Annotated in this window: 22 protein-coding genes, 1 tRNA gene and 2 pseudogenes; 15 read left to right on the forward strand and 10 right to left on the reverse strand. The window is 60.7% G+C overall.

Annotated features, from left to right (window positions below):
- Positions 1–4: 4 nt before the first annotated feature.
- Both lpdA and zapE read left to right on the forward strand, forming a co-directional pair.
- A complete protein-coding gene (gene lpdA, locus KQH60_RS06935; protein WP_237575773.1) occupies positions 5–1,435 on the forward strand; it encodes a dihydrolipoyl dehydrogenase in 1,431 nt (476 codons plus the stop codon).
- Between the two features lie 124 nt (positions 1,436–1,559).
- Positions 1,560–2,657 carry a cell division protein ZapE gene (gene zapE / locus KQH60_RS06940; protein WP_237575774.1) on the forward strand — a complete coding sequence of 366 codons (1,098 nt, stop codon included), beginning with the start codon at positions 1,560–1,562 and terminating at the stop codon, positions 2,655–2,657.
- 101 nt (positions 2,658–2,758) lie between these two features.
- Here the strand turns inward: zapE and KQH60_RS06945 are convergent, their stop codons facing one another.
- Entirely contained in the window at positions 2,759–3,175 is a 417-nt protein-coding gene (locus tag KQH60_RS06945) for a DUF2147 domain-containing protein (protein WP_237575775.1), read from the reverse strand.
- A gap of 288 nt (positions 3,176–3,463) precedes the next feature.
- On the opposite strand from KQH60_RS06945, the pseudogene KQH60_RS06950 reads away from it, so the two are divergent.
- The 3 genes and pseudogenes from KQH60_RS06950 to KQH60_RS06960 form a co-directional block, all read left to right on the forward strand.
- Positions 3,464–3,681, forward strand: a pseudogene (locus tag KQH60_RS06950) (sigma-54-dependent Fis family transcriptional regulator); the annotation flags it as partial.
- A 199-nt stretch (positions 3,682–3,880) separates the two neighbouring features.
- A complete protein-coding gene (locus KQH60_RS06955; protein WP_237576081.1) occupies positions 3,881–4,438 on the forward strand; it encodes a DUF2968 domain-containing protein in 558 nt (185 codons plus the stop codon).
- Positions 4,439–4,511: 73 nt separating this feature from the next.
- A pseudogene (locus tag KQH60_RS06960) lies at positions 4,512–4,787 on the forward strand (acyl-CoA synthetase); the annotation flags it as partial.
- A gap of 9 nt (positions 4,788–4,796) precedes the next feature.
- On the opposite strand, the gene KQH60_RS06965 reads toward KQH60_RS06960, so the two are convergent.
- Complete coding sequence (locus KQH60_RS06965; protein WP_237575776.1) at positions 4,797–5,960, reverse strand: AI-2E family transporter; 1,164 nt, start codon at positions 5,958–5,960, stop codon at positions 4,797–4,799.
- Between the two features lie 320 nt (positions 5,961–6,280).
- Between KQH60_RS06965 and KQH60_RS06970 the strand changes: the two genes are divergently transcribed.
- A complete protein-coding gene (locus KQH60_RS06970) occupies positions 6,281–6,637 on the forward strand; it encodes a chemotaxis protein (RefSeq protein WP_237575777.1) in 357 nt (118 codons plus the stop codon).
- Between the two features lie 191 nt (positions 6,638–6,828).
- On the forward strand, positions 6,829–7,362 hold the full coding sequence (locus KQH60_RS06975; protein WP_237575778.1) for a DUF4142 domain-containing protein: 534 nt from the start codon (positions 6,829–6,831) through the stop codon (positions 7,360–7,362).
- Between the two features lie 154 nt (positions 7,363–7,516).
- Here the strand turns inward: KQH60_RS06975 and KQH60_RS06980 are convergent, their stop codons facing one another.
- A complete protein-coding gene (locus tag KQH60_RS06980) occupies positions 7,517–8,326 on the reverse strand; it encodes a MipA/OmpV family protein (RefSeq protein ID WP_237575779.1) in 810 nt (269 codons plus the stop codon).
- Between the two features lie 504 nt (positions 8,327–8,830).
- On the opposite strand from KQH60_RS06980, the gene KQH60_RS06985 reads away from it, so the two are divergent.
- Positions 8,831–9,340, forward strand: coding sequence for a ferritin-like domain-containing protein (locus KQH60_RS06985; RefSeq protein ID WP_237575780.1), 510 nt, complete (start codon positions 8,831–8,833; stop codon positions 9,338–9,340).
- Positions 9,341–9,450: 110 nt separating this feature from the next.
- On the opposite strand, the gene KQH60_RS06990 is transcribed toward KQH60_RS06985, so the two are convergent.
- The 3 genes from KQH60_RS06990 to KQH60_RS07000 form a co-directional block, all read right to left on the reverse strand.
- Positions 9,451–9,621 carry a hypothetical protein gene (locus KQH60_RS06990; protein WP_237575781.1) on the reverse strand — a complete coding sequence of 57 codons (171 nt, stop codon included), beginning with the start codon at positions 9,619–9,621 and terminating at the stop codon, positions 9,451–9,453.
- A 211-nt stretch (positions 9,622–9,832) separates the two neighbouring features.
- Positions 9,833–10,015, reverse strand: a complete 183-nt coding sequence (locus tag KQH60_RS06995) for a hypothetical protein (RefSeq protein WP_237575782.1) — start codon at positions 10,013–10,015, stop codon at positions 9,833–9,835.
- Positions 10,016–10,075: 60 nt separating this feature from the next.
- Positions 10,076–10,234 (reverse strand): CBS domain-containing protein, encoded by a 159-nt coding sequence (locus tag KQH60_RS07000; RefSeq protein ID WP_237575783.1) that lies wholly within the window; start codon positions 10,232–10,234, stop codon positions 10,076–10,078.
- Positions 10,235–10,756: 522 nt separating this feature from the next.
- On the opposite strand from KQH60_RS07000, the gene KQH60_RS07005 reads away from it, so the two are divergent.
- Positions 10,757–12,187 (forward strand): hypothetical protein, encoded by a 1,431-nt coding sequence (locus KQH60_RS07005; RefSeq protein ID WP_237575784.1) that lies wholly within the window; start codon positions 10,757–10,759, stop codon positions 12,185–12,187.
- Here KQH60_RS07005 and KQH60_RS07010 read toward each other — a convergent pair.
- Positions 12,137–12,427, reverse strand: a complete 291-nt coding sequence (locus KQH60_RS07010) for a hypothetical protein (protein WP_237575785.1) — start codon at positions 12,425–12,427, stop codon at positions 12,137–12,139. The genes KQH60_RS07005 and KQH60_RS07010 overlap by 51 nt on opposite strands.
- Before the next feature lie 280 nt (positions 12,428–12,707).
- Here KQH60_RS07010 and KQH60_RS07015 point away from each other — a divergent pair.
- The 4 genes from KQH60_RS07015 (at position 12,708) to rpiA (ending at position 18,083) form a co-directional block, all read left to right on the forward strand.
- Positions 12,708–12,792: transfer RNA gene (locus KQH60_RS07015), tRNA-Leu, on the forward strand.
- Positions 12,793–13,093: 301 nt separating this feature from the next.
- On the forward strand, positions 13,094–15,553 hold the full coding sequence (gene rnr, locus KQH60_RS07020; RefSeq protein ID WP_237575786.1) for a ribonuclease R: 2,460 nt from the start codon (positions 13,094–13,096) through the stop codon (positions 15,551–15,553).
- Positions 15,554–15,588: 35 nt separating this feature from the next.
- Entirely contained in the window at positions 15,589–16,338 is a 750-nt protein-coding gene (gene rlmB / locus KQH60_RS07025) for a 23S rRNA (guanosine(2251)-2'-O)-methyltransferase RlmB (protein WP_237575787.1), read from the forward strand.
- A 1,046-nt stretch (positions 16,339–17,384) separates the two neighbouring features.
- Entirely contained in the window at positions 17,385–18,083 is a 699-nt protein-coding gene (rpiA, locus tag KQH60_RS07030; RefSeq protein ID WP_237575788.1) for a ribose-5-phosphate isomerase RpiA, read from the forward strand.
- A 12-nt stretch (positions 18,084–18,095) separates the two neighbouring features.
- Here rpiA and KQH60_RS07035 read toward each other — a convergent pair whose 3' ends face one another.
- The gene (locus KQH60_RS07035) at positions 18,096–20,084 is read right to left on the reverse strand and encodes an ATP-binding cassette domain-containing protein (RefSeq protein ID WP_237575789.1); all 1,989 of its coding nucleotides are present in this window, start codon (positions 20,082–20,084) and stop codon (positions 18,096–18,098) included.
- A gap of 142 nt (positions 20,085–20,226) precedes the next feature.
- On the opposite strand from KQH60_RS07035, the gene KQH60_RS07040 reads away from it, so the two are divergent.
- Entirely contained in the window at positions 20,227–20,706 is a 480-nt protein-coding gene (locus KQH60_RS07040) for a glutathione peroxidase (protein WP_237575790.1), read from the forward strand.
- Positions 20,707–20,955: 249 nt separating this feature from the next.
- Here the strand turns inward: KQH60_RS07040 and KQH60_RS07045 are convergent, their stop codons facing one another.
- On the reverse strand, positions 20,956–22,167 hold the full coding sequence (locus KQH60_RS07045) for a porin (protein WP_237575791.1): 1,212 nt from the start codon (positions 22,165–22,167) through the stop codon (positions 20,956–20,958).
- 1,748 nt (positions 22,168–23,915) lie between these two features.
- On the opposite strand from KQH60_RS07045, the gene KQH60_RS07050 reads away from it, so the two are divergent.
- Positions 23,916–24,797: a hypothetical protein gene (locus KQH60_RS07050; protein ID WP_237575792.1), complete on the forward strand. Its 882-nt coding sequence runs from the start codon at positions 23,916–23,918 to the stop codon at positions 24,795–24,797.
- Between the two features lie 561 nt (positions 24,798–25,358).
- On the opposite strand, the gene cls is transcribed toward KQH60_RS07050, so the two are convergent.
- A complete protein-coding gene (cls, locus tag KQH60_RS07060; protein ID WP_237575793.1) occupies positions 25,359–26,804 on the reverse strand; it encodes a cardiolipin synthase in 1,446 nt (481 codons plus the stop codon).
- Positions 26,805–26,842: the final 38 nt, after the last annotated feature.

A 26,842-nucleotide genomic window follows, 5' to 3' on the forward strand; every position in this document is an offset into this window, starting at 1 on the left:
CTTCATGGCAAAAGAATTTGATGTCGTCGTGATCGGTGCGGGCCCCGGTGGCTACATTGCGGCAATCCGCGCCGCGCAGCTCGGCAAGAGCGTTGCTTGCATTGAGAAGTGGAAGAACCCGGCCGGCGAACTCAAGCTCGGCGGCACCTGCCTGAATGTCGGCTGCATCCCGTCGAAGGCGCTGCTGGCATCATCCGAAGCGTTTGAGGACGCCGCGCATCATCTTGGCGATCACGGCATTTCGGTGTCGGACGTGAAGATCGATGTCGCGAAAATGCATGCGCGCAAGGACGCGATCGTCAACAAGATGACCAAGGGCATCGAGTTCCTGTTTCGCAAGAACAAGATCACGTGGCTCAAGGGACACGGTAAGTTTACCGGCAAGACGGACGCCGGTTATCAGATCGATGTAGCCGGTGAAGGCGGCACGGAGTCGGTGATCGCGCGCAACGTGATCATTGCAACCGGCTCGAAGGCGCGCCACCTGCCGTTTGCGAAGGTGGATAACAGGATTGTCACGGACAATGAAGGGGCGCTGGCATTCGATTCGGTGCCTAAGAAGCTAGCGGTGATCGGTGCGGGCGTTATCGGGCTCGAACTGGGTTCGGTGTGGCGGCGCCTCGGTGCCGAGGTGACAGTACTTGAGGCGTTGCCGTCGTTCCTCGGCGCCGCCGATCAGGGATTGGCGAAGGAAGCCGCAAAGCAGTTTGCGAAGCAGGGATTGAAGATTCACCTGGGCGTGCAGATCAGCGAGGTGAATGCGACCGATAACGGCGTGACGATCTCGTACGCGGACAAGGACGGTCACGCGCAGAAGCTCGAGGCCGACCGCTTGATCGTGTCCGTGGGCCGCGTGCCGAATACCGACGACCTCGGTCTCGAAGCTATTGGGCTGACGGTCAACGAGCGCGGATTCATCGACGTCGACGACCATTGCCGTACCAAACTGCCCGGCGTCTATGCGATCGGCGACGTGGTGCGCGGTCCGATGCTTGCGCACAAGGCCGAGGACGAGGGCGTGCTGGTCGCCGAGGTAATCGATGGGCAAAAGCCGCACATCGATTACAACTGCATCCCGTGGGTTATCTACACGGAGCCGGAGATTGCGTGGGTCGGCAAGACCGAAGAGCAATTGAAGGCAGAAGGCCGACAGATCAAGACCGGACAGTTCCCGTTCATGGCTAACGGACGTGCGCTGGGCATCAATCGTGCCGATGGTTTTGTGAAGATGATTGCCGACGCGAATACCGATGAACTGCTTGGCGTGCATATCATCGCGGCGAACGCGTCCGACTTGATCGCCGAGGCGGTCGTCGCGATGGAGTTCAAAGCTGCATCGGAGGACATCGGGCGGATTTGCCATCCGCATCCGTCGCTATCCGAAGTGATGCGGGAGGCGGCGCTCGCCGTCGACAAGCGCGCGTTGAACATGTAACGCGAAGCCGGGTCCGCCTCGCGCTGAGGCGGATGCCGGGGCCGGCTGCCGGCGGGCGGAGCGAGTCCGCCCTGCGACAGGCGGCGAAATGGGGCGGGCAATACCCGCCCATTTTCTTGCACCGATGAACGTCACCGAATACTACGAGAAGGAACTGGCTGAACGCGGCTATCAGGCCGATGTGGCGCAACAACGCGCGGTCAGCCGGCTGCAGTGCTGCTACGACGACTGGGTGGCCTACAAGGCGCGGCGTTCCAATGCGCTCAGGAGGTGGGTCATTCGAGCGGACCCGCCACGCGGGGTCTACATGTGGGGCGGCGTCGGGCGCGGCAAGAGCTTCTTGATGGATAGTTTCTATGCTGTCGTGCCGGTGCAACGCAAGACGCGACTGCATTTTCACGAATTCATACGCGAGGTGCACCGTGAGCTCGAGGAGCTTAAGGGCCGCGCCGATCCGCTGGACGAACTGGCACGACGGGTCGCAAAGCGTTATCGATTGATTTGCTTCGACGAGTTCCATGTCTCGGACATCGCCGATGCGATGATCCTGTATCGATTGTTGTTGAAGTTGTTTGACAACGGCGTGCAGTTCGTGATGACGTCCAATTACGAACCCAGTACGCTATACCCGGAGGGGTTGCATCGCGATCGGGTGCTGCCTGCGATCGACTTGATCAACCAAAGACTCGACGTGTTGAACGTGGATGCGGGCACGGACTACCGCCAGCGCACGCTGGCACAGGTTCGGGCCTACCATACGCCGCTGGGCGCCCATGCCGACAAGGCATTGCGTGACGCGTTCGCGCGGTTGGCCGCGGTACCAGACGAGAACCCGGTGCTGCATATCGAGAAACGCGAGATCAAGGCGCTGCGCCGCGCCGATGGTGTCGTCTGGTTCGATTTTGCGACGCTATGCGGTGGACCCCGGTCGCAAAACGACTACCTGGAGTTGGCGACACGCTTTCACACGATCATTTTGTCGGATGTGCCGCAGATGACGCCGCGCATGGCGTCCGAAGCGCGTCGCTACACGTGGTTGATCGACGTACTGTACGATCATAAGGTCAAACTGTTGATGTCGGCCGCCGTGCCGGCCGAACAGTTGTACGTTGAAGGGCCAATGGCCAATGAATTTGCACGGACCGTGTCGCGCATTGTCGAGATGCAATCGAAAGCGTATCTCGAAGCGCCGCGGCGCATTGTCGATACGTCATTGACGTAACGGTGCACGGCCCCGTGGCCGTGCGTGGCGCGCCGTCGGCGGGCCGCGGTGCGATGAGCGCGTACAACGCGTGACTGCTGATTGACGGGGTGTGCAACGCGTTACTGCTGGCGGTTCCATATCTGTGAACGGCCGATCAGCGACACGCCGATATAACCGCGCACGACCAGCTTCTGGCCGTTGTCCTCGACGTGCATCTTGCACTTGTAGATCTTGCCGTTTTCCGGATCAAGGATATGTCCACCCTTCCAGCTGTCTCCGTCTTGTTTCATGCCGTCGATGATCGTCATGCCGAGCATTAACTGGTTCTTGCGCGCGTCTGTGCATGCGGTACAGCGGTGATCGGGTTGATTGTTGGCGGCTAGCCCCTTGACGATTTTGCCTGACAACGTGCCGTCGGCTTCCTGCGCGATCTGGACCCATGCCTTCGGTTGTCCTGTGTGGTCGTCGATCGTTTGCCAAACACCCATCGGCGATGCGTTGTCGGCGGCGAAGGCGCTGGCAACGGATAGGGGCAACGTAAATTGCGACTAGCACGCCGCGGACCACGCGGAGATTGAGCAACGCTTGCATCACGTCTTCCTCCTGAAACGGGCCTTTATCTTCACGGGCCAGGGTGGACCCGGTGCGATGGTGGTGTGCCGCGCCGCATCATGCAGGGTCGCGAACCGACACATACTGACAGTGCGGTATGGCACGGCGTTGACGGCGCCACCGATCATGAAAAGAGCATACGGCAAAGCGGCGCTGCCGTTTGGTAGAGCGACTTCTAAGCGCACGTGCGGTCGCTGGTATGGGCTCGTTGCGCCCAACCCGTGCCGGCCGATAGCACGCCCGAAGTGTGGGTCGATCGTAGTCCGTGGGATAGGACGGAATGCTCGCGAATGATTGCGGCGTTGGGCGTCAATGGCTGGAAGTAGCAGGACACCGCGCAGCATCTGGTCTTGAGCCGCGCGGTATTATGGGAAAGATGCACCCATACTCGATCTTCGACGAGGAACCCGAAACCCACGAATTTAAGTAATATTGACCCCACGAAAAAGCGCACACTCGGAAAACAAATGAATCAATTACCACGAGCAAGGGGTAGGGTGCTGACGGCGGTTGCCGTGGCCATCGTCAGTCAAGCAGCGACCGCGTGGGCCGGTGCGCCGTCACAGGAGACGGCCAGTAGCGTCGCTATCACGCAGGAGCCGACTGCCAACGTCGCGTTGCCCGGCGCGATGGCATCCAGCGCGCCGATGGCTGACGACGCGCGTCATTCAATCGGCGGCAATGTCGCCGAATTGCAACGGCTGATCCATGCTTCGGCGTTGACCGAATTCCGTACGTCGTATAACGGCAGCTACGGTGCGAGCCTGCTGTTCCATAGCAAGGAGATGACCTATTACATTGCGCTGTTCCAACAAAAAAACTTTTGGCGTGTGATCAAGACGCAAGACCCGGTCCGGGCCGAAGCCATCTATGCAGATTTGGTGCGGCAGACCGTACAACTGTCCGATATCGAAATCCGTCGTGCGCGGCTGGAGGCGCAGAAGGCATTCACCGACCGCATGATCGCGCTGTCGCGTGATCGAGCTGTGCGGCTACAGACAGACCTGAACGTGGCGCGCGCGCAGGAGGCGGAAGTCACGACTCGCCAGAAACAGACTGCCGCGCAGGCGCAGGCACTGGACGCGCAGAAGGCGGCTGCGCAAACGCAGTTGCGTGAGTTGCAGCGGCATATCCGTGACTTACAACGTCAGACCGAAGCCGGTTTGCCGCGCTTGAAGCCCCGCTGAGCGGCGTGCCTGCCGCTACGTGACGGGCGGCTCGTCCGTGGCGATCATCGCCAAGCTAGACGAATGAGGGGCCGCCGTGGCGGCCGTGGTCGCGATGCCGGATCCGAAGTGGGGCGAGGTATCGTGCGCCTTCATCGAACTTAAGGAAGGCGCGAGCACGACGGCCGACGAGATCATCGCGTACGGCCGGTTGTTCTTGGCCGGCTTCAAGGTGCCCACGTCGGTGCGCTTTGGGGAACGACCCAAGACATCGACTGACAAGATCCAGAAGTTCGAATTGCGCAACCGGGTTGGCTCCGCGCAGGCGATCGACCGCACGGCGCTCGACACCGTGGGCAGCGGCAGTTGAGCGCCGCGCTTACGTATCGCTGGTCAAGTCCTCGTGCTGCGCCGCCCGCGGTGTCCGACGCCGCCGCCGCGCGCCGTTGCGCGGCGGCGTCATCGTGCCATCGACAGCGGAGGGCGGAGGGGTCTCGTCGCGCGCAATGAGCACTGAGATGTCCCAGCACGCGATGAATAGCGCGGCAATCAATGGGCCGATGACAAAGCCGTTGATGCCGAACGTGGCCATGCCGCCGACCGTGGAGATCAGCACGACCCAATCAGGCAGCTTCGTGTCCTTGCCTACCAGGATCGGGCGCAGGAGGTTGTCCACGCCACCGATCACCAACGAGCAGAATAAAACGAGCACGATCGCCTTCCACAACGGACCGGCCAGCAGGAAATAGATCGCCGCCGGTCCCCAGACCAGCGCCGAGCCGATCGCCGGCAGCAGTGACAGGAACGCCATCAACGTGCCCCACAGCAGCGAGCCGCTGATGCCGAGGATGAAGAAAATCAGGCCGCCGAGCAGGCCCTGCACCGCGGCCACCGCGATATTGCCTTTGACCGTCGCGCGCACTACGGTGGTGAACTTGCTGAGCAGTTTTTGCTTGTGCGAGTCGGCCAGCGGCACCGCTTCACGGATACGCAACGAGATGGCGCCGCCGTCGCGCAGCAGGAAGAACACCATGTACAGCATGATGCCAAAGCCGACGGCGAACTGCAGCGTATTCTGGCCGATTGCGACCGCCTGCCCGGCCACGAATTGGCTGATGCGGGCGGCCCCTTCGGTCAGCCTGGCCTGCAGGCTTTGCATGTCGGCCAGGCCGACGTCGTTCAGCCAGTGCTGCGCGAACGCGGGCAGCGCGCCGACCGCCTTCTGGAAATACAGCGTGATGTTCCACTGGCCGGTTTTGATTTGCTCGTAGGCGAACGAGACTTCCTGCACGAGCGTGCCGATCATTAGGCTGACAGGCAAAATCACGACCAGCACGCACAGGCTCAACGTCGCCAGCGCCGCAAGGTTTGAGCGGTTGCCCAGCCGCATCGTCAGCGTGCGCTGCAACGGCTGGAACAAGATGGCTAGGATCGTGCCCCAAAAAATCGCACCGAAGAACGGCAGCAAAATCCAAACGAGCGCGAACGATACCGCGAACAGCAGGATTTGAAAGCCTCTTTGATTCCGTGTGTCTTTGTCCATGAGTCCAGTCGGCCGCGCCGGGCGGGCCGAGCGTAGAGAGTAATGATGCGTGCCAAGCGTTTGTGCAGCGCAATCTTGACATGATGCGTGCGGCGCGTCACGCGATGGCTGTGCGCGCTGAGGGCGTTCGGCGCCGCGTACAACCGGATTTTAAGTCGTTGTCATGGGGCGTCCTGTGCGTCGCACTGAATGCATTGGCCGCACTGGATGTGCAGCCGAGTGGTCGCTCGCGAGGCATCGGTTTGGCTAAGACAGCACGCGTGCAGGGCTGGGGCACGGCATCTGCTACCAATGTTAGTACATTTTGCATGGAGCGCATCATGAACAGCACACTGGATCCCGATAACGATTTGCCGCAGCCCTACGTGCCCGGCCACGATACCGAAGCGCTCGGTCCTGGCGATTCGTCAGACACCGGCAGTGATACGGTCGGCGCGAAACGTCATGATTTCGATCGCGACACGGAGTTGGACAACCACGCGCTTGAAACGGGCATCGTGGAGCAAGGCAGTGACACCGATAGCGCCGGCACGGGCGAGCGCGCTGCCGCCGATGGCGACGAGACGATAGCGCCTAATGCAGACGTGATGCCCGATCGCATTGATCACGTGCCTTCCCAGGATCGGGTCCACAGTGACCTGAGTGAGTCTACAGACGCTGGTGTACGCGATCGTTGACAGGGTAGCCGACATGCTGCGGATGGATTCGGCACGTTCTCGTGATAGCCCTGGGTAATATTCGTGCAATGCGCGTGCCGGTGTGGCTGCAATAAAACACTATTCAGGCACGGCGTTTGCTTATGTCACCGGTGAGTTACGGCGGGGCTGTGGCCGTGCTCGATCATGCTATTTTAATTGGAGAACCCATAATGAAGTTAACTACACTCGCTTGCATTGGTGCACTGCTGTTTACCCCGATTGTTCACGCTCAAACGCAAGCGGCGTCAACGACGGCCGCAAATCCGCTCTCCAGCGTGGACCGTGACTTCATACAGGCGGCCACGATGTCGTCGTCGACCGAGATCGATGCGGGGAAGATGGCGCATAAGAATACGAGTAACGCAGACGTCAGATCGTTTGCGCGTCACATGATCGCCGACCATATGAGGCTGACGGTGCAGCTTAAAGCGGTGGCGCCTCACGGCGTAGTGGTGCCCAAGGACAACTCCGATATGGCGCTGCTCGATTCGCTCAGGCCATTGGTCGGCGCCGACTTCGATCGCGCCTACGTGCGTAAGGTAGGCTTGGAAGCGCACCGGATAGCCATCGCCGCGTTCGAGAAAGAAGCGAAGGACGGAGAGAATCCGTCGTTGAAGCAAGCGGCGCTAGACGCTCTGCCCACACTTAGAGAGCATTACTTGATGTCGCAGAAGCTGGCGCAAAAGCTGGGGGTGACCGAGTAAGTCGCAACCAGCCACCCTGCGCCTGTTTTGTAACGGGCGCAGGGGTGGCGATGCGTTGCGCACGTATGACGGGCGCCGCGCCGCCACACCCATCATCGCAGGGCCGTTAAGCGCCGTTGTGAGTGTGTGTCGGCTTATCGGGCAAGGCCCCTCACTAGAACTGGTAATTGATCGACACGTCACAGACGCCGTTGAACCGCGTGCGGATGACCGGGCTGTCGGCCGCGCTGCCCAGCAGGCGTTTGAACGCACCATCGGCGCTCACGAACCAGTGTTTGTTCATGAAGTAGATCATCGTCACACCGAAGCCGGCCGATTTCAGTCCGGCGCCCGCGTCGTAACGGCGATACCCGGAGCGCACGGCTTGGTCGGCAGTGACGCCGAACCAGCCGTTCATGTATTTCGAGTCCGCAAACGTCACGGACGGACCCGCGAACCAATAGAACTTTTCCGAACTGCCCGGTAGGGGCATATAGGTGCTCAGGTCGAACGTCCAACCGTTCGAGCCGCCGAAGCTGCGTGTGGTCACACCCCGGACCACCAGTGGAAACGCCTTCGATACCACGTACTCGGCGGCGATCTTCATTTCCGGCGCCGGGTTAATGTTGTCCAGTCCAGCCAGTCGCGACGGATCATCATGCGCGCGCCGGCCAAGATCGTATGCCGCCGCGACGCTCACGCGCCAATTCGGACCGCGCAGCACATTGACGCCGATACCTTCGCCAGTTGATAAGAAGACGAGGTCGCGATAGCGCATGTCCACGCTTGGGCCGACCAATGTGCGATACCGATTCTCACCCTCGTAGCGGGGCGCGAATGTCGAGCCAATGCCGATCCTTGCTTCCCACTCCGGGATGGATGACATGTACAGTTTTTGCAGGGGAACACCAGCCGAATACTGCCACTCGCCCAGTGGCGATGGGGTTTGCGCCTGTGTCGGCGCGGTGTAAATCGTCAATGCCATTGCGGCTGCGGCAAACGGGACGGCATCCCGTCGCAGTGAGCCGCGAACGCGACGCGGTGAGCAGGGTTGTTGCTTTGCAGTGCAAATGTCGAGCGCCATTGAGTCTCCGATTGTCAAGCGGACGAGCGAGGGAAGCACGTACTGTGCCAATCGAACGCAGGGCCGTCCCGTCCCTGTATTGCAATGCAGCATCGCTGGCGTACCGCCATGCGTAGTCTGCTGCGAAGACGGGATGCGGCAACGACAGCGCAGTGTAGTGAAAAATTTGCCGTTATCGGGCGCTGTCTCGCGCCAGGCCACCCGCCGCTTACCGGGCCCCTCGAGCCGGCACCGGTCGATCGCGCGCGGTGCCATTACCCGCACGGGTCGATCGTGTTGAGCGGCCGGTATCGGATCCTATGCAGGGGGCCGCTGCGTTCTGCCGGGTATGACGGTTGCGCAGACCGATGTGCCGCGCATGTCGCGCGGCGCGCTATACGGTGCGGTACCGGCGAGGAAAACATGATGACGAGTCCACGCGAACATATGATTGATTGGTTGAAGGATGCCTATGCGATGGAGCAGCATGCGGAGTCGATGCTCAAGGCGCAAGCGTCGAGGCTTGAACATTATCCCAAGCTCAAACAGCGCATCGAGCAGCACGTTGATGAGACGCTGTCCCAGCAAAAGCTGCTCGAACAGTGTCTGGACCGGCTGGGCAGCAGCCCGTCGACGATCAAGAATCTTGCCGCCCGGGCTGCCGCGTTTGGACAGGCGCTCGGCGGGATGACTGTCACCGATGAGGTGGTCAAGGGCAGCATGGCCAGCTATGTGTTCGAGCACATCGAAATTGCCGCGTACACGGCACTGATTGCGGCCGCCCGCGCGGCCGGAGACGCCGAGACGCAACGTTGCTGCGAGCAGATCCTGCCGCAGGAGGTTGAGATGGCGCGCTGGCTGCACGACAACCTACCGGATGTCGTGACCGCCTATCTGGCTCGTTCCGCGGGCGAGCGTGACGACGCCAAGCGTTGACGCTCGACACGGGCACGCAACGAATCCACTGATGGGCAAGCTCAGCATCTCGTCGGGCCGGGCAAGCCCAGCCTCTCGTCAGGCCGGCGCGGCTTCATTCGGATGCTCGCCTATGGCGCACCGGCCGCCGCCGGCGCGCTGGCGACAGCGGCGAGCCGCATGCCCGGCCGCAGCGCCGCAACGTGGTGACGTGCCATGTTAGATCGCGGGCAGCAGCGGGTACGGTACGGGTGATCCTCGACGGCGTTGACGCCGGGGATATTCTGCACGGCGATACGCATCGCTATGATTCCGTTATCGGACCACCGGTAGCGCCACAGGTGAAGGATGCTGTTGCGCACGACAATGCTATGCTCGGAAACGCCCACTTGCGCCCCGCCAACTCACCTATCAACCTCGTGCGCAATGCCGCGTCGCTTGCCGATGCGCGCGGCGACGACGCATCTTTCGATGCCGGGGTACGGGCCAGCGCCTGCACGAGGTTGGCGCGGCTCACGATGTCACCAGCCGGTCCGCCTGTATGATGAACAGGCGGCTTGATGTGGCGCCGCTCAAGCGCGCGGCGAGTTCGGCCAGCGGGGTGTCTTCGCCGACAGAGATCACCGTGGTGATCATCACATCAGCGACGGTGTTGCCATGGGACTTCGCATGTTCGGCCGGCTCGCGGCTTGTCAACGCCCCTTCTAGTTACCACAAACGACGCTGTTCATCCGGGCTCAGTTCGCTGCGATGCAATCAGTGCGTCTCGCTGAGCATGCCGACCAGCACGCCCGCGTCGTGGACCACCGGCACGCCGCTGATATGACGCTCGCCCCACACCTTGGCGGCCTTGCGCACCGTCATGGCAGGCGTCACGGTAATGACGCCGGTGGTCATGATGTCGATGGCTTTCATGGTCGTGTCCTCTTGAAAAAGCATTAGATTGCACACGGATAGCTTGTCAGTGGGCGCAAGCGGTTCAGTTGATCGAAATCGCGCTGCGCCTTGAGGTGGTGCGTCGGTGTGTGACGTGTGGTTTGATTTCAATCAAGGGACCGCGCGCCGATTGAGGTGATCATTAATACGCGAAGCCGATACTTGTGTTCGCGCCGTGTGCCCGGATGGCTGGCTATCGCGATGCTTATTGATTTGTGTCATGGCGCACCGGCGCGCGATACGCGATGCTGCACTTATCGACGTTGCGGTTTTGTGCGACGGGCATCCGGCGAGCCGCCTGCCGGGCCGGGCGGTGGGCCAGTTCACGAGGCGTAGGCCAGAGGGAAAAATGGGTTATCTGACGTGGATGATCGGTGTGGGTGCGGCGCTGTGCGCGGGCTTTGCCAGTGCGATGTGGTTCGAGGCGAATCGGCGTTCGATGCGCGCCACATGGGCTGGGCGAACTGCGTCGACGGAGGAATCCAAAAAGGGAGCAGAATTTTGAAGGGGGGCACGAGCGACGCGAGACCCGGTGATGCGGACCCGCATGCGCTGCGCCGTTACGCGACCTATCCGGAGCGCGGGTGGTTCGTCGACGCGTTCGACGAAGCGGCGCTAGCGGCTTGCTACGCCAGCGCGTTGCCTGTCAGCGGCGCCGGCTGGGGCGACGGGGCGGGCACGGCCCCGGCGCATATCGCACTGTCGGTTGCCATACCGGCGCTCGCGCCCGGCAATGCCGCTTATCTGGCGTTTGCGCGCCGCATCGACGACGATATCGCGTTTCATCGGCAATGGGACCCGGCGCGATCCGACGTCGCGGAGTTGCACTGGAGCGGCGAACTCGGCTTGCTCGGGGCAAGCGGCGCCGCGCGGCTCGTCGCGTTGTTGCGACAGCGGTTCGCGTTCGCGCGCGATGCCCACTGGTCGGTTTCGCTCGATTGGCGTGCCGCACAGGACGAGACGTTGCTCGACACGCTGGCATTGAACGGCTTCGCGCATCTCGAACTGTGCGTCGGTGCGGTGCCGACGGCGCGGCCCGGCGGTATCGCTGGGGGCATGCGGTCATCGACGGAATTCCCCGGCGTGGGCGAGCAGGAGCCGATGGACGCCGACCGGCGGCGTTTGACCGAACTCGTCGCGCGGGCCCGCGCGCACGGTTTTGCATCCGTGGGGGCGGTGCTCGAGTACGGTACTGAGCCGCGCGGCCCAGTACCGGGCGCGCCATCGCCGGGCACGCTGCACATGCTCGATGCATTGATCGCCGAAGGTGCCACGCGGCTCCGTCTGCAAACGCGTTGTATGTGCGCTGACGTGCTCGCCGAGCGGGTGGTACTGGTCGAGCGGTTGCATGCGTCCGGGTACGTGCAATTAGGTATCGACGACCACGCGCGTCGCGACGATCCGTTGGTATCGGCACAGCGATTCGGTCGTCTCGTGTGTAAGCCGTTTGGCTTGTCCTCGCGTGCGACGCACGCTGTCGTGCCGCTTGGGCCGGGGGCGATCGGCGCCACCGCCGACGCTTATTTCCAGCATCTGGAGGCCTTGCCATCCGGACCCGTGCGTTCTATCGCGGGGCGCAAGGTGCGCGCGCCGGGCTTGCGTGGATGGCGCTTGTCGGCCGACGACGCGATCCGTCGCACGGTCATCCAGTCGCTGGCCACCAATTTCTTCATTGACCGGCAGGCGATCGAGTTGGCGCACAATATCGAGTTTTCCGACTACTTCGCCAACGAGATCCGCGTGCTGCGCCGCTGCGCGAATGCCGGCCTGCTGTCGCTAGAAGACAACTTCGTCGAGACGACCGATGCGGGACGCGTGCGTTTAGACAATCTGTGCGGCGTCTTCGATCGTTATCGCCACGTGCGCCATGCGTGGCTGCGTTCATGGGTCGGCACGGCCCGTGTACTCGAGCCATTGCTTGCCGTGCGTTGAGCGCGGCGTCGAGTTAGCGCGGTGAAGCCCAGAGTGCTGATCACGCTGCGGCCACCGTCCAAATTCCTGCGCGATCGCCGGCTGGTTGCGATGAAACGCAGTGTCGAAACGCGCGACCTGCGACACGCGCGGCACGGTGGCATGCACGGCACGGATTGTCGCCACGTGGTGCGCCTGGTGCAATGGCGCCAGCCGCACCAGCGCCTCGGCGCCCGTGAGCACGGCGTCGTCAATCAGCATGGGTTCGGTCGATGACGAGCGATTTATAGCCTCGTCTGGTTGGTACGGCGTGCGGCCCCGGCCATACTGGTGTCACGGGCAGCCAGCGTGTCGCCGCCGATGCTGGCTGCTTGGGCCCGCGTCACCCGTTTCGGTCGGGCGTCCACGCGAATGGCCCGATCGCTGATGGGACAAGTGCCAATGCGCTGGTCGTCCATGTCGCCTCATTTTTTACGTAATTGTTGACACAACGGCGGCAAATCAGCATAATGGCGTTCTTCGCTGATTACGCAGCAAAGCCGCCCAGGTGGCGGAATTGGTAGACGCACTAGTTTCAGGTACTAGCGGGTAACTCCGTGGAGGTTCGAGTCCTCTCCTGGGCACCAAAGGTTGCGCTGTCGTGATACGACGAAGTGGTACGAGAAACCCCGTAAGATAAAGGTCTTACGGGGTTTTTTGTCTTTTCAGCCGGCCGACGGCAAGCCGGTGGTTCACCGGTGTCAACGTGCGTGCTGTCCGCCACGCCGGCGCATCCAGCGCATCAGCCCTGCATTGACCAAACCCGGTGTTAGAATCATTCTCCAGTGAGTTGGCCGGCGCCACCGTGCATTGGCCGGGCAGTGACGATGCGTGCCACGCCAATCCGTGCGCTGCGCGCATTCAAGACAACCATTCATCGACAAGGCTTTGAGCAAATACCCCTATCCGATTCCTAGCCGCGAAGAAATTCTCGGCGTATTGCGCACGACCGAACAGCCACTTGCCGGCAATGACATTGCCGAAGCACTCGCGATCAAGCGTCAGGAGCGCGAAGGGTTTTTCAAGCGCCTCGGCGCGATGGAGCGCGATGGCCAGATCAGGCTCGACAAGCGTGGCTATTACCAGCTCACGCATCCGTCGAGCTTTGTCGCCGGCCGGGTTCAGGGCCATCGCGACGGCTACGGCTTTCTGATTCGCGATGATGCCGGTGGCGACCTATTCCTGTCCAATGCAGAGATGCAGAAGGTCATGCATAACGACCGGGTGCTCGCGCGCGTGACGGGCTATGACCGGCGCGGCCGTCCGGAGGCCCACATTGTCGAGGTCACCGAGCGGGCGAACAAGCGAATCATCGGCCGGTTGCTGAACGAGAACGGTGTATGGGTCGTTGCGCCGGAGGACAAGCGGATCGGCCACGACATCCTCGTGACGCAGACGGGCAAGGTCAAGCCCAAGTCTGGCCAGGTCGTCTCGATTGAGTTAACGGACTTCCCGAGCCGTCATTCGCAGCCGCTCGGCAAGATCGTCGAGGTGCTGGGCGACATCGACGATCCCGGCATGGAAATCGAGATCGCCGTGCGCAAGTATGGCGTGCCGCACCGGTTCTCGGACGCGGCGCTGGCCCAGGCGGCCAAGCTGCCCGACGAGGTGCGCGCAGCGGATCTGCGCCAGCGCGTGGACTTGCGTGACGTGCCGCTCGTGACGATCGACGGCGAGGACGCGCGCGATTTCGACGACGCGGTCTATTGCGAGCCGATCCGGATCGGCCGGCAGAACGGCTTTCGCTTGCTGGTCGCGATCGCCGATGTGTCCCACTACGTCACCGATGGCGATGGCCTCGATCATGACGCGCTTGAGCGCAGCACGTCGGTGTATTTCCCGCGCCGCGTGATCCCAATGTTGCCCGAGAAGCTGTCAAATGGGCTATGTTCGCTGAACCCGGATGTGGACCGTTGCACGCTCGTTTGCGACATGGTGATCAACTCGCGTGGCGACATCAAGGCATACCAGTTCTATCCGGCAGTGATGCATTCGGCCGCACGGCTTACGTACACGGAGGTGGCGGCCATCCTGTCGAACACGAAGGGGCCCGAAGCGGCGCGGCGCGGCGCGTTGCTGCCGCACCTGCAGCACTTGCACGGCGTGTTTAAGACGTTGCTGCAGGCGCGCGAGAAGCGTGGCGCGATCGAGTTCGACACGACCGAGACTTATATCGTGTGCAACGCTCAGGGCAAGATCGAGCAGATCCTGCCGCGGCAGCGTAACGACGCGCACAAGCTGATTGAAGAGTGCATGCTGGCCGCCAATGTGTGCGCGGCCGATTTTCTCAAGCGCAACAAGCATCCGGGGCTGTATCGGGTCCATGCCGGGCCGACTGAGGAGAAGCTGGCGAATCTTCGGGCTTTCCTGCGCGGTTTCGCACTGACGTTGGGCGGTGGCGACAAGCCGCATGCAAGTGACTACGCGGCCTTGATGAAGCAGGTGCGGGAGCGCCCGGACGCATCAATGCTGCAAACGATGCTGCTGCGCTCGATGCAACAGGCGGTCTACAGTCCCGACAATATTGGGCACTTTGGCCTTGCCTATGACGCTTATGCGCATTTCACCAGTCCGATTCGTCGCTATCCGGATCTGCTTACGCACCGGGCGATTCGTGCGATCCTGGCTGGTAAGCAGTACCAGCCGCAACTTTGCGGTGACGTCGTGCTCAACACTTCGCTGGCGCCTCAGGCGCGTACGTTGCAACAAGACGACGAACGCATGCTTGCAGGTGGCCGTTCGCACGATGCCATCTGGGCGGAACTTGGCCTGCATTGTTCGGCCAACGAGCGGCGCGCGGATGAGGCATCGCGCGATGTCGAAGCGTGGCTCAAGTGCTATTTCATGCGAGACAAGCTGGGCGACGAATATGGCGGGATGATCAGCAGCGTGACGCCGTTTGGTATTTTTGTGCAATTGGATTCGCTATTCATCGAAGGTTTGGTCCATGTCACCGAACTGGGCGCTGACTACTTCCAATACGACGAAATTAAGAACGAGTTGCGCGGCGAGCGTACCGGGATACGGTATCGCCTGTCCGAGCGCGTGCGCGTGCAAGTCAGTCGTGTCGACCTGGATGCGCGCAAGATCGACTTTCGCCTGGTACGCGAGGTGTCGGCTAAGTCGCCGTTGCGCGCAGCCTCGCGCAATGCGGCTGACGATGCGAGCGGCTGTGCCCCGCGTGTGCGGCCACTTGCGTCAGCGGACGGTGGCCCGCGCGGTGAGATGTTGGCGTCCTCGCCGAGCGCGCATGTCAACGACGCACGCGGCGCAACCAAGGCTGCTGCGAAGAAACGCCCGTCAGCCGGCGCCGGCGCAAATGGACGGGTGCGTGGCAAGAAACGGTAGGTTAGTCGCGCCACATTTTTTTGAAAGCAGTTTTTATGGCACGTTTAAAAGTTCTTTATGGATTCCACGCGGTCACCGCGCGGCTGCGCCACGACTCGTCTAGCATCGAGGAGGTCTTGTACGATCCGACCCGACGCGACCGTCGCATGCAGGATTTTTTGCAAGCGGCGCAATCATCCGGTGTCCGGCTGATTGCCGCTGACGATACGCGGCTGCACGGGCTGGCCGGTACGCACCGGCACCAGGGTGTCGTCGCACGCGCGACGGATTTGCCGCTTGCGCAAAACCTGGCCGAGTTGCTCGACGCGCTGCCCGGACCCGCGCTGTTACTGGTGCTGGACGGGGTCACTGATCCGCACAACCTTGGCGCGTGCTTGCGCGTAGCCGACGCGGCCGGCGCGCACGCAGTGATCGCACCGCGCGATCGTGCGGTTGGCCTCAATTCAACTGCCGCGAAGGTAGCCAGTGGCGCGGCCGAAACCGTGCCGTACATCACGGTCACCAATCTTGCCCGTACACTGCGTGAACTGAAGGATGCCGGGGTTTGGGTGATTGGCACAACTGGCGACGCCCAGCGCAGCCTGTACGATACTGTGTTTGATGGTCCGGTCGCGTTGGTCATGGGTGCCGAAGGGGAGGGCATGCGCAGGTTGACGCGCGAGACCTGCGACGACTTGATGCACATCCCGATGAGGGGCAGTGTGGACAGCCTAAATGTATCGGTTGCCAGCGGCATCTGCCTGTTCGAGGCAGTTAGGCAACGTACTGGCATTAAAAATCAGTGATATAGAATGCCTATTGCCGCTCCTATGCCGTGCTGTTGACCACGCAGTATCCCGCCATTGCCTTCAAAAAGGCAGCTTAATGCAAAGCGCTAGCAAAGCATTGAACCAAAATTGGGTCTGGTAATGCTTGGTACTGCACCGCTGCGGTCGCGTCTAGATTTCCTGTAAGGCACCGTAACGCATGTTCAATGTGCTCTGCAAGTCTCGTCATGCCATGAGCGGGCCGATTGGGAGCGAGCGCGTGCGTTCCGTATCTTATCAATGCGGTTCTCGCTGCTGTCAGCAGCACGTTGAAATGGCTTCTCTACACTGATCGAAGCTGCCGTCGGCTTGGTGCGACCCAGTTGTGTGCGTAAGCCAGTGCGCTGACGCACGCTCCAATTTATCGGCACGATGGCGAACGCTGGCCCGCGTGCGCCGCCGCATCATGGTACGGACGAATACGTCCTTGTTCGCGTTTTAAATGGCTTAGCGCGACAGGCAGCGGCGCTGGACTCTGATGAGCATAATGAGCGGCGTGCCCTCGGCCCGACCGGCAGTGGGGGCCAAACCATACGCTTAACGATAGTGGGCCAACTCAACTGTGAGCCTGGCGACGCGGCCATACTGCGCGCATGTTGGGCTCCGCTGTGCGCACGCACGACTATGCCGAGTTGGCCTGTTGCAGCGGCATGAAGCGCATCGCGCGAAGGCATGCGCTTGCGTTGTCGATTACGTGACACATGACCCTATGCCGCTCAGCATTGAATCGCCGTTACTTATCCTACTCTATTAGTGGCAGATCTGCTTCATGTCGGCTTCGGACAAGCCTGTCATGCGCCTTACCGTCTCGCGCTCCAAGCCGTTTTCTAGCTTGATTCAATGGGCGAGCGTTCGGAGTGAGCGAGTATGAGCCGACAAACAAAAATCAGCATGATGCTCAACGAGCATCGCGCGAGGTTCCTGGTACGGCACCGACAGATACCGGCAAACGCTCTACATTGAGCGACGTGGCAGCGGGTCGGGTAAACTATCACCATCTCGTATTTTCCCGCAGTACTTTTCAGATGACTCAACAAGAACTCAAGCAGCTCGTTGGCCAAGCGGCGGCCGATTATGTGAACACTCACGTACCGGAAGGTGCGGTAATCGGTGTTGGGACCGGCTCGACTGCGAACTGCTTCATCGATGCGCTTGCCAGCAGCCGGGACCGGTATCGCGGAGCCGTATCGAGTTCCGTCGCGACGACGAACCGGCTGCTGTCGCATGGGTTTCGCGTATTCGAGTTAGGCGATGTCGAATCGTTGCCCGTCTACGTGGACGGTGCGGACGAGATCGATCCGTGTGGCGCGATGATCAAGGGTGGTGGCGGGGCATTGACACGCGAGAAGATCGTCGCGTCGGTCGCCGACGTATTCGTGTGTATCGCGGATGGTAGCAAGCTAGTGCGAACGCTTGGCACATTCCCGCTACCGGTCGAAGTCGTGCCAATGGCACGCGTGGCGCTCGCGCGCCGCATCGCCCAGTTGGGCGCTGGCACGCCGGTGTTGCGGCTCACACACGATGGCGCACCCTTCATGACCGACAACGGCAATGAGATTCTTGATGTCAAGGGACTGGCCATCGACGATCCCGTTGCGCTGGAGCGCGACATGAATCAATGGCCGGGCGTGGTGACCGTCGGGCTGTTCGCCGCGCGCGGCGCCGACCTGTGCCTGGTCGGCACCGAGTACGGCGTGCAGCGCATCGATTACGCGCGGCGCTGATCCATCTCGCCTTCAGCCGATTTGCTCGAGTGCTTCGCTCAGTTCCAGCCACTCGGCCTCGAGCGCGGCGATCTTATCGCAAACCTCGGCCTGACGCCTTAGTGCGCTGGTCAGGTTCGTCTTGTGCGCCGGCTCATGGCTCGACGGCGCCGCGATGAACGCTTCGAGTGAGGCTTTTTCTGCGCTCAATGCGTCCATCTGCTGCTCGACCTTGCCGATTTGGTTCTGCAAGGGCTTGCGCAACTGCGCGCTCTTTTGCCGGGCCTGTGCATCGGCGCGGCGTTGTGCCTTGCGGTTCATTGCCGTGTCGGCACCGGTCATGTCTGAGGCGCCGTCGCGGCTTGCCGTGCCTGTACCCGGTACCTGCGCGTCGGCCTGCGAGCCGGTACGTTTTGCTGCTTCGCGCTGCTCGGCCGCATGTTGCAGCAGCCAGTCGCGGTAATCGTCCAGGTCGCCGTCGAATGGCGCCACCCGGTGCTTCGCGACCAGCATGAACTGATCGGTTGTCGCGCGCAGCAAGTGTCGGTCGTGGGACACAAGAATGAGCGTTCCTTCGAACTGGGCCAGTGCCATCGTCAGCGCATGGCGTGTTTCGAGATCGAGGTGATTGGTCGGCTCGTCAAGCAGCAGTAAATTGGGGCGTTGCCAGACAATCAACGCAAGGGCAAGACGGGCTTTTTCGCCGCCCGAGAACGGGCGGATCGGCGTGGTGGCCATTTCGCCGCTGAAGTTGAAGCTGCCCAAAAAGTCGCGCAACGCCTGCTCGCGCGTGTCCGGGGCGAGCCGTGCCAGATGCTGCAGGGGCGTGTCGTCCTCTCGCAACGTCTCGAGCTGGTGCTGCGCGAAGTACCCGATCATCAATCCTTTTGCGTGACGCATGACACCCCCGATCGGCGCCAGGGTGCCAGCCAGCGTCTTGATCAATGTCGACTTGCCTTGGCCGTTCGCACCGAGCAAACCAATGCGCTGGCCACTCTGAATCGATACGTTGACGTCGTCGACGATCACAGCCGGCGCGCCGCCGCTGTCCGATGGATAACCGCAGCGAACCTGCTCCATCACGAGCATCGGGTTAGGCGCGCACGCGGGTTCGCGAAACTCGAACGTGAGCGGTGACGACGCGTGCGCCGGCACGATGCGCTCCATTTTTTCGAGTGCCTTCATCCGGCTTTGTGCTTGTCGCGCTTTCGTGGCCTTGGCCTTAAATCGGTCGATGAAGCTGTGCAGGTGCGCGATCGTGCGCTGCTGCTTCTCGTATGCGCTTTGTTGTAACGCGAGCTGTTGCGCCCGCTGGACCTCGAATTGGCTATAGTTACCGCCGTAACGCTTGATCTGGCGTTGTTCCAGGTGCAGCGTGACATTGCATACCGAATCGAGAAATTCTCGGTCGTGCGAAATGACGATCAGCGTGCCCGTGTAGCGATGCAGCCAGTCTTCGAGCCACACGATGGCGTCCAGATCCAGGTGGTTTGTGGGCTCGTCCAGCAGCAGCAGGTCGGAGCGCGACATCAACGCCTGCGCGAGGTTCAGCCGCATGCGCCAGCCGCCGGAGAAACTGGCGACCGGCGCCAGCGTTTGTTCGAGCGTAAAGCCCAGGCCGAGCAATAGCGCTTGCGCGCGCGCTGGGGCCGAATAGCCGTCGACATCCGCCAGTGCCGCATGCGCGAGCGCTTGCTCAGCGCCATCGTCGTCGGCGCACGCCACGGCGATACGTGCCTCGATGTCGCGCAATTGCGTGTCACCGTCCAATGTGTAGTCGAGCGCGCTGCGCTCGACCGCGGGCGTTTCCTGTGCCACATGCGCGATGCGCCATGAAGGCGGCAGCGCGAGTTCGCCGGCATCTGGCTGCAGTTGACCTCGTAAAAGGGCGAACAGCGTCGACTTGCCCGCGCCATTCGCGCCGATCAGGCCGGCTTTTTCGCCCGGGTTCAGCGTGAAGGTTGCGCCTTCGAAAAGCGACTTCATGCCGCGCGACAGACTGAGTTGGTTGAAGCGGATCACGGCAGGACCATCATGGGGATGCGTGGAAAGCCATTATTGTAGATCGGCCCGGCATCGGGCAGTCGTGCGTCCGGCCGATGCCGGGCAGTCAGGCGTTGCGCTACACTGCGCGTATTACCTCGTGTGTGTACAAGGAGTCCGGATGAGCCAGCTTTATTCATTTTCCGCGCGCTCGCTGCAGGGCGACGACATTTCACTGGAGCGCTACCGCGGCAAGGTCCTGCTGATCGTCAACACCGCCAGCGAATGCGGGTTTACGCCCCAATATGCGGGTTTGCAGGCCTTATATGAGCGATATGCGGCGCGTGGCCTGGAGATACTGGGCTTTCCGTGTAACCAGTTTGGCAAGCAGGAGCCGGGCGACGCGCAACAGATCGGCGCATTTTGTGCGAAAAACTATCAGGTCAAGTTTCCGATGTTTGACAAGATCGATGTAAACGGCGCCCATGCGCACCCGCTGTATCGCTATCTGACCGGGGAAGCCCCCGGCGTGCTCGGGACCGAAGCGATCAAGTGGAACTTCACCAAGTTCTTAATCGATCGTGAAGGCAGGCCGGTCAAGCGCTATGCGCCTGTCACTAAACCTGACGCGATCGAGCCGGATATTGAGAAGTTGCTTTGACGCGGCTGAATTGAACTTGTCGACATACGTGCCGGTGCGTCTTCTTATATTGGTCGGCCGACGCACGTGATGGGAGGGTGCCCTCGACCAAGGGGCCCCTATCCATCGACTAGCGGATGGCGAGACCATGGGTGGATCATGAACGCAGCTTTCTGTGTGGCTGCGTGTCCACGCGGACACGCAGCCATGTGTGCGCCGCTGCTGCCATTAACGAGCAGCTGTTAGCGCTTCGATTGAGACCGCGACAATTTAGAACCGGTGCACGATCCCCGCGGCGGCGGCAAACTGACTCTGCGATGACGAGGGCGCAGCGTTCATCGCATCGCCGATCGACGCAGTGGCCTTGACCACGCTCGTGGTGCCGTCCGGTGCCACGGTAAACGTATTGCCGCTTGCGCGCTGGTAAGCCTGTACCATGTAGATGCCGGTACGCTTTGACAGGCTATAGTACTGCGACAGGTTAAACTGATTATACCGCGCTGCGTGCTCGATTCCGTTGGCCTTACTTGCGCGCGCATGGTTGTAGCCGGCAGCGAGGTCCCACACCGGGCTTGGCTTCCAGTGCAGCACTACACCCGCCGCATTGAATACGGCCTGGTTACGAAAGCTCGACAGAATACCTGGCACGTACTGTGTGTTCGTATAAGAGAGCGAAATATCGAATTCGGGCGCGAATTGCCACCCGCCTGTCACGCCGACGCGTTGTTGTGCTTGCGCAGTTTGGTACCCATAGTTAATTGCCGACACGGGGGGCTTGCCGTTAGAGTTGGTCGCCGATTGCAAATCCCATGTGCCACCGCCGACGGCGGCGTTATTGATGCGTTGAAATCCCGCAGCGATACCGAGCGGTCCGTTGATATATTGCGCGCCTGCACTCCATGTCGAACCCCGGTACGCACTTCCGGGCACGCCCGCGAATGCATACGATCCTCCGAACTTCAATCCATTGAGGTTGGGGGACATATAGACAATCGAACTGTTCGTGCGGTACGCCAGATTCAGGGAACTGATGTCACCCGGGTGCGAGCCGTACGCCGTGAGCCACGTCGCCGGGCTATAGGGCGAGAGCAATGTGTAATAGGCTGTATATTGGCGGCCCGCTGTCACGGTTCCGAACTCAGGATGCGCGATACCCACAAATGCCTGCCGACCGAACTGAGCGTTTTTTTCGAATAGGGTTTCACCATTTGCGCCGTTGAAGCCGGCTTCCAGCGTGAATAGGGCCTTGAGTCCGCCGCCAAGATCTTCGTTGCCCTTGAAGCCGATGCGGTTGCCTAACCAGATACCGTGAGCCATCTTGATGGCCGAGCGTCCGCCATTGACCGAGCCCGGTGTTGTCTGGCTAGTTTGATAGCCAATTCCGTTGTCCACGGCCCCATATAACGTGACGTTGCTCTGTGCCCAAGCGGCATTCGCGGCAAGGCCACTGAAGGCCACAATGGTCATCGCTCGCTTTTTCATCGGTTCTCCTTTTCTTTGCAGCTGACGCGGGTCGCGCGCTGCGTGTGGCGGTTCGGTTTGGACGGATCGAAGCCGTCAAAACGCAAGCTCGGCGGCAGCCTGCCCCGGACCTGACCACCCGGCAGGGCTGCACGCTACTCTGTGTCTGGCCATTCGATGAACCAGACAGCCTTAATGGTAAGTGGCAAAAAGTACGGCGTTTCGCGCGGATGGCTTGTGCAATGATAAATCTGGCGGCCAACGCATAGCTATCAGGAAAAGATTGCGGTTCGGCAAACACTTTGCGGCGTGACACTAAAGTGATCTGGGACCACGCCGCCAAAGGACGGTCATGTCGGCATTTCGAAGATTGATCCGATGGGCCGATTTGTGCTAACAATGCAATCAAATGTGTAGGTATTGGCATGAATTTTGGAGCAAGGGCATGCTGAACAAGCATTGAAATTGCTGTTGGCCGCCACGTTCCTACTGTTGGTGTTCGGCAGCGCCGTGTATGGATTGGCCCGTTGAACCAGTTGATCCATGTATACGACATGGCGCTAGAGGGTGATGTGGCCAATGAGCGGGAGGTTTCGAACACCTGTTTCAGGTCAAGGCCTAAGTGCCGGAATGCAAGGTTGCGTTGCAATGCAGCAAGATCCCCTAGACGTTGGGTCGGCGCGAGTGCGTGTTTGAAGCGGTGGGATAGGTCGTCGACGAGCAATATGCGACGTTGTTGTGCACTTTGCCGGATGGCGATGCGCGATGATCACGGGGTTTCCGGCCGCGCATGTCAGGGTCACCGTAAAGGCCTGGAGGCGTTTAAGTCGAGCATATTATGGTTTCGCCGCGGGCGAGCGTGTCGTGCCTCGCGTCGATTGCGTACCGGCCACCTTACCGGCAAATGCGGCTCAGACTATGCAGCATAGAGTGCTGCGGCTTCCATACAGGCTAAGGCGCGTGCGCGCCGCGCTTCCATCGTAAGTATCGTGCTGACGTCGTTTCCCTCCGGGCGGGCTATGGGGGCCATTGCATTTAGCCGCACGAGCCGGTGCATAGGTGTCGGCAGGCAAGCTCAATTTATCAGCGCGTACGCAGCAGTAGGCGGCATCGTGGCAGGAAACGGCGGCCAGCATGCAAGCGTTCACCAGGACAGTGCGGCGCACTCGCGACGAACGCGCGTGATGCCGTGGTCATTGGCGCACCCAACGCAGCCGCCGAGGCTGCCCAAGCGGGGATATCTCGGCCGCATACAATGAGCAGACGGCCGGCATTGAGCAGATCAATGTTGCCGTTGTACAGGTGGATCGGGTCACGCAGCAGAACTCGGCGATGGTCGAGCGGGCGTCGGCTGCGGCACAGCCATGGCGCAGCAGGTAACTTGTTATACGCGTCGATTGAGGGTTTCAAACTTAAGGCGGCTTGAGATCATCCGTGGATGCACTGCATTGGCAGATATATTTCATTACCGTTGACTCAATAACCAACTTAATTTAGACAGATATTTTTTTCGTCAATCCGCCAGTTCGTGTGGACAATTTACAACGTAACCCGTGACGATGTGGCTCGAACATCCGCGTCGGTCGCGTGCTCTCTAAAGACGAGCCATCAAGGTTTAAAAGGGGTTAATTCTGCCTTCCTATTGATCAGGATAGCTATGTATTATGGATATTGTCCGATTTTTATAAGATAAGCACATTGCTGTCCATCTCGTCTTTGAGGAATACTTGCGATCATGTTGTGAAACTCCGCGACATAAAAGACGTAATTTGAATCAGTTAGATCGAGAAAAAATGCACAGAAACATCATGAAGTTTACGTTGCCCGCATTACTATGCGCGGTGTTGGTCTCGGCGTGTGGGGGCGGTGGCGACTCCAGCGGGAACGCTGGAGTAAAAGAGGCACAGGGCAACAGCCGAGGCTATGCGCCCGAGGTCAAAGGAACAGACGGCAAAGTTTCCGTGCTTTTTGCATCGGCGATGCAGCCCGCTGCGTCGCTGAGTGCTGGACGCCTCATTGCCTCGTCAAGCGTCGACCGTTCGTTACTGACACAGGACGCTAACGGAGCCTTTACCGCTTTTGCAAACAGCGGTGAAGGAGGCATCTTTGCCGGTTTTCGGACGACTGGAGAGGTCTTTTCGCATATGGGGCGCGTTGAAGATGTCGCCGGATCCGACGGTGTAGTGGCGATCGGCCGATGGTCAGACGGAAGCAATTCTCTCGGCGATGCTTATAATGAAAACCAGGGTGCTGTGTATGCGGTGGGCAATCCGTTGACCCTGACGAGAAGCGCGGGTACCCTGTCGTGCCGGATGGTGCATGCAACGCAACCGACTTCACTGGCGGGCAACGTGCCGTCGGGGAAATTGAACTCGGCAGTGGGCACGCTGGACTTGGGTACGCTGCAGTTCGCCAACGTGGCACTCGACGTTTCGATTGGCAGTGACCAGAACTATGCGATCGCCATGGGCGGCTTGACGCTGGGACGTCTGTCGGTGCGCCAGGGATTGAGCACAGTTAGTATTGCAATGGGTGCGGAGGTTACGCAGCCCTATATTGCGCTCGCCTACGCGGCAGATTTGCCGCAAACTGGCGGTATTAATGGCCTCGTCGTGCTGAAATGCGAAAAAGCGCGTGAATCGGCGTCTTAAAGACGAGCTTTCATTGCGCATGAGGATGATTGGCTGTGCCACGTCCGAGGGCATTATCCAGGTGCGCAACTGACAACGCGCGGCCCGGGCGCGCTAATCTGCTCGTACCAATATATACGAGTGGGCTAGCGCTTTGGGCCGCGATCCGTCTCATCGAAATCATCCTCGTAGCAGACATGGTCGGGACGCAGGGAAGGGGTCTGTAGAAGATCGCGAATACGCGACCGGCCGTAACCCTTTTCATTCTGCTCAATATCGTTCTGTTGAATGGCCGCAGCGCCTGCTTTGTTCGCTGTGACCGACCGCTCCCGCGGGTGGCGTGAGAGCGTAAGCTGTCAGCCCAATCCTATTCTGGGTAGGTTCGCGGTAACAACAGTCTGTGTTGGGGCTTGAGCTTGGGCGACAAGCGAATCGGGTTGTATGGGTGCCACGCGCTGTATTCGATTCCGTACCAATATTGGACCGCAACGCTGTCTGCGAGCGCTAACATGTATTACCAGCAAAAACAGTACAGCTTTAAAGGTGCAAGCGGCACTCGGTCATCGTATCGAGCCTGCGCTGCTATAGAATTGGCGCGAACAGCCGCGCGACGTGCATCGCCATGCGCCGCCACGCCGGCGTGCGTGCGTATTCGCTGGCTTGGACCGGATCAGACAACGCGAAATCGGCCTCGAGCATGGCCGCGACTTTTGCGGCAAACGTGGAATCCACAGTCAATAGCATGATCTCAAAGTTCAGGCGAAATGACCGATTATCGAGGTTCGCACTGCCGATCGCGGCGGCGACACAATCGATTAGCACGACCTTTTGGTGAAGGAAGCCGGGCCGATAGCGGAAGACCTGAATGCCCGCATGCACCATGTCATGTGCATACAGTCGGGAGGCTTCAAAAACGACGATATGATCGCGGCGCGACGGAATCAGCACGCGCACGTCCACGCCGCGCATCACGGCGAGCCTGAGGGCGGCGAATACGGCCTCATCAGGGATCAAGTAAGGGCTGGTGATCCAGATACGCTCGCGTGCCGCATGAATCGCTGCGACGAAGAACAGCGAGCAGGTTTCCTGGCGATCGGCCGGACCGCTGGCGATGACTTGGCAATGCATGTTGCCACCGCACGGGTGGATGGGTGGCGTAGTACGGGGCAGCCGCTGCGTGGCCCAAAACCAATCCTCGACGAACACGAATTCGATTTGCTTCACCACGGGCCCGCGCACTTCAAGGTGCGTATCACGCCACGGCGATAACGGTGGTTTGCCACCCAGGTATTCGATACCGACGTTGTGGCCGCCGATAAATGCGCGTTCGCCATCGACGACGACGATTTTGCGGTGATTACGGAAATTGAGTTGGAAGCGGTTGACGAAGCGGCGGTTGGTGGCGAACGCATGCACCTGCACGCCGCCGGCACGTAGCGCGCTGACGTAGGCCACCGGCAGGTCGATACTGCCGATGCTGTCATACAGCAAATGCACCTGCACCCCTTGTGCCGCCTTGGCCAGCAGTGCATCGCGCAGCATGTCGCCGACTGTGTCGGCCCGAATGATGAAGAACTGGACGAGCACGTAGTGATGTGCCGCGTCGATGGCGTCGAAGATTGCCGCAAACGTCGCTTCGCCGTTGATCAGCGTGCGCACGTGATTGCCGGCCAAAAACGGCATGCGCGCGAGCGACGACAGTGCGGTGATCGTCTGTACGCCCAGCTTGCCGACCGGCGCGCTGTCCAGCGCGTCGGATTGCGTGCCGATGTCGCTGACCAGGTCCAAATGCCGCTCCCGAATCGCCTCGTACTCGACGCGTCGCGCGTCGACATAACCCTCGAAACGGCTACGCCCCAGGAAAAGGTACGGAACCAGCGTCAGATAGGGCATCGCGACGAGCGAAACCGCCCACGCGATCGCCCCTTGCGACGTACGCGTGTGGAGGATCGCATGGCAGGCGGCGATGACGCCGAGCACATGCGCACAAGCGACCCATGTACCGAGATGGAGCCAATCCAGTTGCATGCGGGAAAGCGAGCCGATGACGGCTCGCGCAGTGCGCC

The sequence above is a fragment of the Mycetohabitans sp. B8 genome, from assembly GCF_021991875.1.
Lineage (GTDB): Bacteria > Pseudomonadota > Gammaproteobacteria > Burkholderiales > Burkholderiaceae > Mycetohabitans.

Bases quoted from the DNA above. Each gene is read 5' to 3' on its own strand.
- lpdA (WP_237575773.1), top strand. From the start codon at position 5: ATGGCAAAAGAATTTGATGTCGTCGTGATCGGTGCGGGCCCCGGTGGC.
- zapE (WP_237575774.1), top strand. From the start codon at position 1,560: ATGAACGTCACCGAATACTACGAGAAGGAACTGGCTGAACGCGGCTAT.
- KQH60_RS06955 (WP_237576081.1), top strand. From the start codon at position 3,881: ATGGCATCCAGCGCGCCGATGGCTGACGACGCGCGTCATTCAATCGGC.
- KQH60_RS06965 (WP_237575776.1), bottom strand. From the start codon at position 5,960: ATGGACAAAGACACACGGAATCAAAGAGGCTTTCAAATCCTGCTGTTC.
- KQH60_RS06970 (WP_237575777.1), top strand. From the start codon at position 6,281: ATGAACAGCACACTGGATCCCGATAACGATTTGCCGCAGCCCTACGTG.
- KQH60_RS06975 (WP_237575778.1), top strand. From the start codon at position 6,829: ATGAAGTTAACTACACTCGCTTGCATTGGTGCACTGCTGTTTACCCCG.
- KQH60_RS06980 (WP_237575779.1), bottom strand. From the start codon at position 8,326: ATGGCATTGACGATTTACACCGCGCCGACACAGGCGCAAACCCCATCG.
- KQH60_RS06985 (WP_237575780.1), top strand. From the start codon at position 8,831: ATGACGAGTCCACGCGAACATATGATTGATTGGTTGAAGGATGCCTAT.
- KQH60_RS06990 (WP_237575781.1), bottom strand. From the start codon at position 9,621: ATGCGTATCGCCGTGCAGAATATCCCCGGCGTCAACGCCGTCGAGGAT.
- KQH60_RS07000 (WP_237575783.1), bottom strand. From the start codon at position 10,234: ATGAAAGCCATCGACATCATGACCACCGGCGTCATTACCGTGACGCCT.
- KQH60_RS07010 (WP_237575785.1), bottom strand. From the start codon at position 12,427: ATGCTGATTGACGACGCCGTGCTCACGGGCGCCGAGGCGCTGGTGCGG.
- rlmB (WP_237575787.1), top strand. From the start codon at position 15,589: ATGGCACGTTTAAAAGTTCTTTATGGATTCCACGCGGTCACCGCGCGG.
- rpiA (WP_237575788.1), top strand. From the start codon at position 17,385: ATGACTCAACAAGAACTCAAGCAGCTCGTTGGCCAAGCGGCGGCCGAT.
- KQH60_RS07040 (WP_237575790.1), top strand. From the start codon at position 20,227: ATGAGCCAGCTTTATTCATTTTCCGCGCGCTCGCTGCAGGGCGACGAC.
- KQH60_RS07045 (WP_237575791.1), bottom strand. From the start codon at position 22,167: ATGAAAAAGCGAGCGATGACCATTGTGGCCTTCAGTGGCCTTGCCGCG.
- cls (WP_237575793.1), bottom strand. From the start codon at position 26,804: ATGCAACTGGATTGGCTCCATCTCGGTACATGGGTCGCTTGTGCGCAT.